Source organism: Ramlibacter sp., assembly GCF_035706265.1.
Taxonomy (GTDB): domain Bacteria; phylum Pseudomonadota; class Gammaproteobacteria; order Burkholderiales; family Burkholderiaceae_C; genus Ramlibacter.
In genome coordinates this window covers 1-9,812 of the sequence record NZ_DASSVG010000016.1, presented here as the reverse complement: position 1 = coordinate 9,812, position 9,812 = coordinate 1, and the positions used below count along the sequence as shown (strand labels likewise).

At 67.9% G+C, this 9,812-nt stretch carries 12 protein-coding genes and 1 pseudogene; 6 read left to right on the top strand and 7 right to left on the bottom strand.

The annotated features are described in order from the left end of the window. The 7 genes and pseudogenes from VFM98_RS00665 to VFM98_RS00635 form a co-directional block, all read right to left on the bottom strand. Nucleotides 1–497, bottom strand: a 497-nt coding sequence (locus VFM98_RS00665) for a F0F1 ATP synthase subunit gamma (protein ID WP_325107956.1), incomplete at its 3' end; no start/stop codon positions are given. Between the two features lie 17 nt (nucleotides 498–514). After that, entirely contained in the window at nucleotides 515–2,068 is a 1,554-nt protein-coding gene (atpA, locus tag VFM98_RS00660; protein ID WP_325107955.1) for a F0F1 ATP synthase subunit alpha, read from the bottom strand. 35 nt (nucleotides 2,069–2,103) lie between these two features. Further along, nucleotides 2,104–2,634 (bottom strand): F0F1 ATP synthase subunit delta, encoded by a 531-nt coding sequence (locus VFM98_RS00655; protein ID WP_325107954.1) that lies wholly within the window; start codon nucleotides 2,632–2,634, stop codon nucleotides 2,104–2,106. Between the two features lie 3 nt (nucleotides 2,635–2,637). Beyond that, nucleotides 2,638–3,111, bottom strand: a pseudogene (locus VFM98_RS00650) (F0F1 ATP synthase subunit B). A 64-nt stretch (nucleotides 3,112–3,175) separates the two neighbouring features. After that, a complete protein-coding gene (gene atpE, locus VFM98_RS00645; RefSeq protein ID WP_236598893.1) occupies nucleotides 3,176–3,439 on the bottom strand; it encodes a F0F1 ATP synthase subunit C in 264 nt (87 codons plus the stop codon). 49 nt (nucleotides 3,440–3,488) lie between these two features. Further along, the gene (gene atpB, locus VFM98_RS00640; RefSeq protein ID WP_325107953.1) at nucleotides 3,489–4,361 is read right to left on the bottom strand and encodes a F0F1 ATP synthase subunit A; all 873 of its coding nucleotides are present in this window, start codon (nucleotides 4,359–4,361) and stop codon (nucleotides 3,489–3,491) included. Between the two features lie 7 nt (nucleotides 4,362–4,368). Continuing rightward, nucleotides 4,369–4,905: an ATP synthase subunit I gene (locus tag VFM98_RS00635; protein WP_325107952.1), complete on the bottom strand. Its 537-nt coding sequence runs from the start codon at nucleotides 4,903–4,905 to the stop codon at nucleotides 4,369–4,371. A gap of 90 nt (nucleotides 4,906–4,995) precedes the next feature. Here VFM98_RS00635 and VFM98_RS00630 point away from each other — a divergent pair, with 90 nt between their 5' ends. Genes VFM98_RS00630 through lipA form a run of 6 tightly spaced genes read left to right on the top strand, consistent with a single transcriptional unit; the run spans nucleotide 4,996 to nucleotide 9,567 of the window. Next, nucleotides 4,996–5,442 carry a CopD family protein gene (locus tag VFM98_RS00630; RefSeq protein WP_325107951.1) on the top strand — a complete coding sequence of 149 codons (447 nt, stop codon included), beginning with the start codon at nucleotides 4,996–4,998 and terminating at the stop codon, nucleotides 5,440–5,442. Next, nucleotides 5,433–6,542, top strand: a complete 1,110-nt coding sequence (locus tag VFM98_RS00625) for an MBL fold metallo-hydrolase (protein ID WP_325107950.1) — start codon at nucleotides 5,433–5,435, stop codon at nucleotides 6,540–6,542. The genes VFM98_RS00630 and VFM98_RS00625 overlap by 10 nt, the downstream gene beginning before the upstream one ends. Before the next feature lie 38 nt (nucleotides 6,543–6,580). Continuing rightward, nucleotides 6,581–7,468, top strand: coding sequence for a D-amino acid aminotransferase (locus VFM98_RS00620; RefSeq protein WP_325107949.1), 888 nt, complete (start codon nucleotides 6,581–6,583; stop codon nucleotides 7,466–7,468). Beyond that, nucleotides 7,469–7,774: a YbeD family protein gene (locus tag VFM98_RS00615; RefSeq protein ID WP_325107948.1), complete on the top strand. Its 306-nt coding sequence runs from the start codon at nucleotides 7,469–7,471 to the stop codon at nucleotides 7,772–7,774. Between the two features lie 9 nt (nucleotides 7,775–7,783). After that, nucleotides 7,784–8,563 carry a lipoyl(octanoyl) transferase LipB gene (gene lipB, locus VFM98_RS00610; RefSeq protein WP_325107947.1) on the top strand — a complete coding sequence of 260 codons (780 nt, stop codon included), beginning with the start codon at nucleotides 7,784–7,786 and terminating at the stop codon, nucleotides 8,561–8,563. A 17-nt stretch (nucleotides 8,564–8,580) separates the two neighbouring features. After that, complete coding sequence (gene lipA / locus VFM98_RS00605) at nucleotides 8,581–9,567, top strand: lipoyl synthase (protein WP_325107946.1); 987 nt, start codon at nucleotides 8,581–8,583, stop codon at nucleotides 9,565–9,567. Nucleotides 9,568–9,812: the final 245 nt, after the last annotated feature.

The following is a 9,812-nucleotide window of genomic DNA, read 5'->3' as shown; positions in this document are numbered from 1 at the left end:
TTCAGCTTGCCTTCGGCGTACTGGTCCAGCAGCACCTTCACCGGGCCGATCAGGCGTTCCAGGTGCGGCGTGTCGCCGAGCTGGGTGGCATGCGAGACCACCTGCGCGCCCACGCGGTTCAGGAAGCCGAGGCCCTTGTTGCCGATCGCCACGGTCTGCACCGTGGCGCCCTGCTCCTGCAGCTCGCGCAGCTTGCCGGTGACGGCCCGCAGCACGTTGGTGTTCAGGCCGCCGCACAGCCCCTTGTCGGTGGACACCACGATGATGCCCGCCGCCTTCACGTCGTTGTGGCGCATGAAGGGGTGGGTGTACTCGGGGTTGGCCTTGCCGAGGTTGGCGGCGATGTTGCGCACCTTGTCGCTGTAGGGCCGGGCCGCGCGCATGCGGTCCTGCGCCTTGCGCATCTTGGACGCGGCCACCATTTCCATGGCCTTGGTGATCTTCTTGGTGTTCTCCACCGATTTGATCTTGCCGCGTATCTCTTTGCCTGCAGCCATTGCCCTGTCCCTGCGGTTCAGCCGAAGGTCTTCTTGAACGCTTCGATCGCGGCGGTCAGCTGCGCTTCGGCGTCCTTGTCCATGGCCTTGTCGGTTTCCAGCTTGTCCAGCAGCGCGGCGTGCTTGTCCTTCAGGAAGGCATGCAGGCCGTGCTCGAAGGGCAGCACCTTCTTGATGTCGACGTCGTCCAGGTAGCCCTTGTTCACCGCGAACAGCGAGGCGGCCATCAGCGAGATGGGCAGCGGGCTGTACTGGGGCTGCTTCAGCAGCTCCGTCACGCGGGCGCCGCGATCGAGCTGCTTGCGCGTGGCGGCGTCGAGGTCGGAGGCGAACTGCGCGAAGGCGGCCAGTTCACGGTACTGCGCCAGGTCGGTACGGATACCGCCGGACAGGTTCTTGATCAGCTTGGTCTGCGCGGCACCGCCGACGCGCGACACCGAGATACCCGCGTTGATGGCGGGACGGATGCCGGCGTTGAACAGGTTGGTTTCCAGGAAGATCTGGCCGTCGGTGATCGAGATCACGTTGGTCGGCACGAAGGCGGACACGTCGCCGGCCTGCGTCTCGATGATCGGCAGGGCGGTCAGCGAACCGGTCTTGCCCTTCACTTCACCCTTGGTGAACGCTTCGACGTAGTCGGCGTTCACGCGGGCGGCGCGCTCCAGCAGGCGCGAGTGCAGGTAGAACACGTCGCCGGGGTAGGCTTCGCGGCCCGGCGGGCGGCGCAGCAGCAGCGAGACCTGGCGGTAGGCGACGGCCTGCTTGGACAGGTCGTCATAGATGATCAGCGCGTCCTGGCCGCGGTCGCGGAAGTACTCGCCCATCGTGCAGCCGGAGTAGGCGGAGACGTACTGCATGGCGGCCGACTCGGAAGCCGAGGCGGCCACGACGATCGTGTACTCCATGGCGCCGTTCTGCTCCAGCGCGCGCACGATGCTCTTGATGGTCGACGCCTTCTGGCCGATGGCCACGTAGACGCAGACCATGTTCTGGCCCTTCTGGTTGATGATCGTGTCGACCGCGACCGCGGACTTGCCGGTCTGGCGGTCGCCGATGATCAGTTCGCGCTGGCCGCGGCCGATCGGCACCATCGAGTCGATGGCCTTCAGGCCGGTCTGCACCGGCTGCGAGACGGACTGGCGGGCGATCACGCCCGGCGCCACCTTCTCGATCACGTCGGTGAGCTTGGCGTTCACCGGGCCCTTGCCGTCGATCGGCTGCCCCAGGGCGTTGACCACGCGGCCGATCAGTTCGGGGCCGACGGGCACTTCCAGGATGCGGCCCGTCGTGCGGACGGTGTCGCCTTCGGAGATGTGCTCGTACTCGCCCAGGATCACCGCGCCGACGGAGTCGCGCTCGAGGTTCAGGGCCAGGCCGAACGTGGGCACGCCTTCCTTGGTGGGCGGGAATTCCAGCATTTCGCCCGACATCGCGTCGGACAGGCCGTGAATGCGGCAGATGCCGTCGGTCACGGAGATCACCGTGCCCTGGTTGCGGATGTCGGCGCTGGCGGCCAGGCCTTCGATCCGGCTCTTGATCAGTTCGCTAATTTCTGCGGGATTGAGCTGCATGACTCGTTCCTTGTGTCCTTTGGAGCGGAGCGGCCTTACGCCGTCAGCGCAACTTTCATTTGTTCCAGGCGGGCCTTCACCGAGGTGTCGAGCACTTCGTCCCCCACCACCACGCGGATGCCGCCGATGAGGGACGGGTCTTCCTGCACGGTGAGATTGAGCTTACGGCCAAACCGCTTCTCGAGTGCCTGTGCCACGGTGCCGAGCTGCTCGGGCGTGATCGGAAACGCGCTGTAGACCACGGCGTCGGAGGAGCCGCTCTGCGCGTTCATCATCGCGCGGAACTGGTGCGCGATCTCGGGCAGCGCGCTCAGCCGGCCGTTCTCGATCACCGTGCGCAGGAAGTTCTGCGCCGGTGCCGGCAGCTGCACGCGCACGACGTCGGTGACCACGTCGTAGACCTGCTGGTTGGTGACCTTCGGGTTCTCCGCGAACTGCAGCAGCTGGGGCTGGCTCGCCACGACGGCGAGCGCATCCAGCCACTGCGCCGTGCCGTTCAGGTCATTGCCGGCGGCCTGGAACAGCGCTTCGGCGTAAGGGCGGGCGATGGTGGCGAGTTCAGCCATGGCTTAGACGAGCTCCGCTTGCAGGCGGTTCAGCAGGTCGGCGTGCACGCCCGAGTTCACCTCGCGGCGCAGGATCTACTCGGCGCCCTTGACGGCCAGCATCGCGACCTGGTCGCGCAGCGCTTCGCGCGCGCGCACCGTCTGCTGCTCGGCCTCGGCGCGGGCGGCGGCGATGATCTTGTTCGCCTCTTCCGTCGCGCGGCCCTTGGCCTCTTCCACGATGGCCTGCGCACGGCGCTCGGCATCGGCCAGCAGGGTGGCGGTTTCGCTGCGGGACTTGGCCAGTTCCTCTTCCACGCGCTTGTCCGCGGCGGCGAGCTCGGCCTTCGCCTTGTCGGCGGCAGCCAGGCCTTCGGCGATCTTGCGGGCGCGCTCATCGAGCGCCGCGGCGATCGGCGGCCACACGAACTTCATCGTGAACCAGACCAGGATCAGGAACACGATGATCTGAATGATCAGGGTACCGGTGATGCTCACTTGTTCATCCTTGCTCCCGCACGCTCGTCTGCCGCGGGAAGTTGTTGAAGAAGGATGGGGTGACTTACTTCGGCAGGTTGGCGATCTGGCCCAGGAAGGGGTTGGCGGTGGCGAACCACAGGGCGATACCGGTGCCGATGATGAAGGCGGCGTCGATCAGGCCGGCCAGCAGGAACATCTTCGTCTGCAGCTCGTTCATCAGCTCGGGCTGGCGGGCGGCGGACTCGAGGTACTTGCTGCCCATCACGCCGATGCCGATGCAGGCGCCGATGGCACCGAGGCCGATGATCAGGCCGGCGGCCAGGGCGACAAAGCTGATAACTTCCATGATTGCTCCTAAAGGACTTGAGAGTTGACGAGAAACGGGGAAAACGGGATCAATGCGCGTCGTGGGCCTGGCCGACGTACACCAGCGTCAGCATCATGAACACGAAGGCCTGCAGCACGATGATCAGGATGTGGAAGATCGCCCAGGCGGAGCCGGCGATGATGTGGCCGATGGCCAGGCCGATGCCCGTGCCGGTCAGCGAGAAGGCGCCGCCCATGAGGGCGATCAGCATGAAGATCAGTTCGCCGGCGTACATGTTGCCGAACAGTCGCATGCCGTGCGAGACGGTCTTGGCGACGAACTCGACGACCTGCATGAAGAAGTTGGCCGGCCACAGCAGCGGGTGCGAGCCGAAGGGGGCGGTGAACAGCTCGTGCACCCAGCCGCCCAGGCCCTTGATCTTGATGTTGTAGAACAGGCAGATCAGCAGCACGGAGATCGACAGGCCCATCGTGATCGACAGGTCCGCGGTGGGCACGACGCGCATGTAGGCGTGCTCGGGGTCGTGGCCGGCGGCGGCGTTGAACTTCTGCCACAGGTAGGGCAGCAGGTCCACCGGCAGCAGGTCCATCGTGTTCATCAGGATGATCCAGATGAAGACGACGAGCGCCAGCGGGGCGACGAACTTGCGGCTGGTGGCGTTGTGCACGATGCCCTTGGCCTGCGCGTCCACCATCTCCACCAGGATCTCCACGGCGGCCTGGAAGCGCCCCGGCACGCCGGAGGTGGCCTTGCGCGCCGCCTTCCAGAAGAAGAAGCACGTGATCACGCCGAGCAGGATCGCCCAGAACAGCGAGTCGTAGTTGAAGACGGAAAAATCGACGACGTTCTTCGGCGGACGGTTCTGGAAGAACGTCAGGTGGTGAACGATGTATTCACCCGCGGTCGGACCGTGCGCCGCGGCAGCGCTTTCAGCAGCCATGTTTCTTTCAGTTCGATTTCGTCTTCGGGCGCGGCGCGAACGCCAGGGCCACCCAGTAAACCTTCATCGCGAGGATCAGGCCCACCAGCAGCGCCGGCCAGCTCAATCCCGCAACCCACCTCGGCGCCACCACAAGAAGGGTGATCGTCAAGGCGATCTTGACCATCTCCCAAAGCAGGAACCCGACTGCCGCGGTGCCTGCATTGAGCGATGAGAACCTTCCGGTCAAACCCCGTGCAAACACCGCGGCGGGAAAGACCACCGCGAAAGCGCCGTACAGGACGGACCAGCCTACGCTCTGCCTTCCAGTCACCAGCCATCCGACCAGGGCCGCGACGAGGCCGACTCCCGCCTGCCCGGCGACCACCCACCAGGGGGAAACCGGGGGGTTCTGCTCGCGCACGCGCCGCGCTTCCTCGGCGCTCAGCGGCTTCGGCGGGGACTCCTGCTCGTCGTCTTCAGGCAGCGGGGCAACCCCTTGTTGGCCTCTTCTTGTTGGCATGCCGGGCCGCTGGTTGTCCTGAATTTCTGGAAAGCCGCTCATTATAGGTAGAAACCACGACTGGGCTCCAGCCCCCGGACATCAGCGCCGTGTCAGTCTGCGGTGCTTTCGCCACGGCCCCACAATCCGCCGATGCGCAACCTGCTGCTGTTCTTCCACCTCGCGGGCGCCATCTTCTGGATGGGCGGCATGGCCTTCATGGCGATCGCGCTGCGCCCGGCGCTGCATGCGCAGCTGCCGCCGCCGCAGCGGCTGCCGCTGGCGGTGCTGGTGCTGCGCCGCTTCTTCGTGGTGGTGATCGCCAGCATCGCGCTGCTGCTCGCCACCGGCGTGCCGCTGCTGCTGCAGGTGCCCGGCGCCGCGGCGCCGCCCGGCTGGCATGCGATGGCCGCCCTCGGCCTGGTGATGATGCTGGTCTTCGGCCACATCTTCTTCTCGCCCTGGCGCAAGCTGCAGCGCGCGGTGGAAGCGGGCGACTGGCCCGATGCCGGCCAGCGCATGAACCTGCTCACGCTGCTGGTGAAGATCAACCTGGGCCTGGGCTGGGTCGCGATCCTGGCGGTGCTGCTATGGCGTTGATGCGCGCCGGCCTGTGGGCGGCCGGCCTGCTGTGTGCGCTGGCGGCGCACGCGCACCACGGCTTCGATCCGGCAAGGCCGCAGCACACGCCGGGGGGCTTTCGCAACGTGCCCGATGCGCCGGTGGCCAAGCCCTTCTCCGCCCTGCTGCGGTGGAAGTGGGAGGCCTGGCGCGAAGGCCTGCCGCCCGCGGCGCACGCGGCCACGCCCGTGGTGGCGCCGGCACTGCAACGGCTGCAGGCGAACACCGAGCCCGTGCGGCGCACGGGCGCGCAAGCGGCGACGCCGCCGCGGTCCTCGGCCACCTGGATCGGCCACGCCACGGTGCTGGTGCAAAGCGCCGGCCTGAACATCCTCACCGATCCGGTGTTCAGCGAACGCGCCTCGCCGCTGGCCTTCCTGGGCCCGAAGCGCGCGCAGCCGCCCGGCATCGCGCTGGCGGACCTGCCGCCGATCGACGTGGTGCTGATCTCGCACAACCACTACGACCACCTGGACCGGCGCTCCGCGGTGCAGCTGAACGAGCGCTCCGGCGGCCGCACGCTGTTCCTGGTGCCGCTCGGGATCAAGGCCTTCCTCGAGGGCGAAGGGATCACCAACGTCGTCGAGCTGGACTGGTGGGACGTGCACCGGCACGAAGGCGTGGAGTTCCACCTGGTGCCGGTGCAGCACTGGTCGGCGCGCGGGCTGCACGACCGGATGGAGACGCTGTGGGGCGGGTGGGCCGTGTTCGCGCCGGACCTGCGCTGGTACTTCTCCGGCGACGCCGGCTACAGCCGCCACTTCGCCGAGACGCGCCAGCGGCTCGGTGCGCACGCGCGCGAGGGCGAGGTGTTCGACCTGGCGCTGCTGGCCATCGGCGCCTATGCGCCGCGCTGGTTCATGCGCGAGCAGCACATGGACCCGGCCGAGGCCGTGCAGGCGCGCGAGGACCTGGGCGCACGCCGCGGCATCGGCATCCACTGGGGCACCTTCCAGCTCACCGACGAGGCGCTGGACCAGCCGCCGATCGATCTCGCCGCGGCCCGGCAGGCCCGCGGGCTGGCGGAGCAGGATTTCTTCGTGCTGCCGATCGGCGGCACCTGGTGGGGCGAACGGTAGGTCCCGACCCCGGCCCGCGCATGCGGCGACAATAGGGCATGACCGACGCGATCCCTGCCCTGCCCTGCTGGCTCAACGGCGAGATGAGCACCCTGCGCGATGCCAAGGTGAGCGTGCTCGACCGCGGCTTCATCTTCGGCGACGGCGTGTACGAGGTGGTGCCCGCCTACGAAGGCCGGCCGTTCCGCTTCAAGGAACACATGGCGCGGCTGGACCGCAGCCTGGCCGAACTGCGCATGCGCAACCCGATGGACCGCGCCGGCTGGGCCAAGGTGGTCGAGCAGCTGGTGCAGGCCTACGCCGACCACGTCGGCAAGCGGCCGGAGGAGACCAACCAGCTGGTCTACCTGCAGGTGACGCGCGGGGTGGCCATGCGCGACCACGTGATGCCGGCGGAGATCGAGCCGACCGTGTTCGCCATGGTCAACCGGCTCTACATCTACCCGGCCGAAGAGCGCGCGCGCGGCGTCGCCTGCTTCACGGCGGACGACTTCCGCTGGAAGAAGGCGAACATCAAGAGCACCAGCCTGGCCGGGGCCGTGCTGGCGCGGCAGATCAGCGCCGACCAGGGCGGCAACGAGACGATCATGTTCCGCGACGGCTGGCTCAGCGAAGCGGCCGCTTCCAACGTCTGGGTGGTGAAGGACGGCGTCGTGCTCGGCCCGCCCAAGGACAACCTGGTGCTGGAAGGCATCCGCTACGGCGTCTTCGAGGAGATCTGCCTGCAGATGGGCATCCCCTTCCAGCTGCGGCGGGTGGCGCGCGAGGAGGTGCTGGCGGCCGACGAGATCCTGCTGTCCTCGGCCACCAAGGAAGTGCTGCCCTGCACGATGCTGGACGGCAAGCCGGTTGGAAACGGCCGGCCCGGCCCCATCTACCAGAAGCTGTTCGAAGGCTACCAGCAGGCCAAACGCGCAACTTCCTGAATGACCGCTTCCATCCATCCGCCCAAGTCCGACCCCACCGATCCGCGCCGCGATTCGCTGATCGAGTACCCCTCGCGCTTTCCCATCAAGGTGATGGGCGCGAAGGTGGACGGCTTCGTCCACGCGATCACCACCATCGCACGCGAGTTCGACCCCACGTTCGACGCCGCGACGGTGGAGCTGCGCGACAGCAGCGCCGGCAACTACCTGGGCATCACGATCACCATCACGGCCACCAGCCGCGAGCAGCTGGACAACCTGTACCGGGCGCTGACCTCGCACCCGATGGTCAAGGTCGTCCTCTGAGCTGAGCCGATGCAGGTGAAGGTGCTCGGGCGGGTGGACTACCTGCCCACGTACCGGGCGATGCAGGCCTTCACCGAAGGCCGCCGCCCCGACACGCCCGACGAGATGTGGATCTGCGAGCACCCGCCGGTGTTCACGCAGGGGCTCGCCGGCAAGGCGGACCACCTGCTGGAGCCGGGCGCGATCCCGGTGGTGGCGACCAACCGCGGCGGGCAGGTGACCTACCATGGGCCCGGCCAGGTGGTGGCATATCCGCTGATCGACCTGCAGCGCGCCGGCTACTTCGTCAAGGAGTACGTCTACCGGCTGGAGGAGGCCGTGCTGCGCACGCTGGCCGACTACGGCGTGACCGGGCACCGGGTGCGGGGGGCGCCTGGGATCTATGTGCGCAGGGACGATCCGTTCTCGCATGCGCGGCTGCCCGCGCCCCCACCCTCTCCCGCAAGCGGGCAACCCTCACCCCAACCCTCTCCCGCAAGCGGGAGAGGGAGTGCGGATCACCCTCTCCCGCTTGCGGGAGAGGGCCGGGGTGAGGGTGCCGGCACCCCACAAGACCCCTTCGAAGGCCTCGCCAAGATCGCCGCCCTCGGCATCAAGGTCTCCCGCCACTGCACGTACCACGGCCTCGCCTTCAACGTGGCCATGGACCTGCAACCCTTCCGCCGCATCAACCCTTGCGGCTACGCAGGTCTGGAAACGGTCGACCTTTCTACAATCGGGGTTTCCACCGACTGGAACGAGGCGGCTGCGCGGCTCGGCCACAAGCTGCAGGCGCTGCTCGCCCCCTGACCCACCCCAAGGACCCCATGAGCTCCACCAACGTCGTGCGCGAGGCGCAATCCCTCGAGACCTACCAGGCCGGCGCCAAGCAGAAGGCCGCCGCCAAGCTGTCGCGCATCCCGGTGAAGGTGGAGCCCGGCGAAGTCCTGAAGAAGCCGGACTGGATCCGCGTCAAGGCCGGCTCGGTCAACACCCGCTTCTACGAGATCAAGAAGATCCTGCGCGAGCAGGGCCTGCACACCGTGTGCGAGGAAGCCTCCTGCCCCAACATCGGCGAGTGCTTCGGCCACGGCACGGCCACCTTCATGATCATGGGCGACAAGTGCACCCGCCGCTGCCCGTTCTGCGACGTGGGCCACGGCCGCCCCGACCCGCTGGACACCGCCGAGCCCGAGAAGCTGGGGCGGACGATCGCGGCCATGAAGCTCAAGTACGTGGTGATCACCAGCGTCGACCGCGACGACCTGCGCGACGGCGGGGCCGGCCACTTCGTCGAGTGCATCCGCCAGGTGCGTGCGCTCTCGCCGGCCACCCGCATCGAGATCCTCACGCCCGACTTCCGCGGCCGCGACGACCGCGCGCTCGAGATCCTGAAGGCGGCGCCGCCGGACGTGATGAACCACAACCTCGAGACGATCCCGCGCCTGTACAAGGAAGCGCGGCCCGGCTCCGACTACCAGTTCAGCCTCGACCTGCTGAAGAAGTTCAAGGCCCTGTTCCCGCACATCCCCACCAAGAGCGGGCTCATGGTCGGCCTCGGCGAGACCGACGAGGAGATCCTCGAGGTGATGCGCGACATGCGCGCGCACGACATCGAGATGCTCACCATCGGCCAGTACCTCGCGCCGACCACCGCCCACCTGCCGGTGCGCCGCTACGTGCATCCCGACACCTTCAAGATGTTCGAGCAGAAGGCGAAGGAAATGGGCTTCACCCACGCGGCCGTGGGCGCGCTGGTGCGCAGCTCCTACCACGCGGACCAGCAGGCGCAGGCCGCCGGCGTCACCCCTTAAGGCAATTCCCTCGCTGCTCCCGGGGCGGGCCCGGATGGACTAAAACGCGCTCGCAGCGTTCCATTCCATCCGACCCCCACCGTCCCGGAGAGCATCGCATGCAAGAAGAACAAGACCGCCGCGCCGGCACCCGCCGGCGCGATTTCCTGCGCATCGCCGGCACCCTGCCGCTCGCGGCCGGCCCCGTGCTCGCACAGGCCCAGCCTGCGCCGCAGGCCCAGCCCGGCACGCCGGCCGGGCGCGTG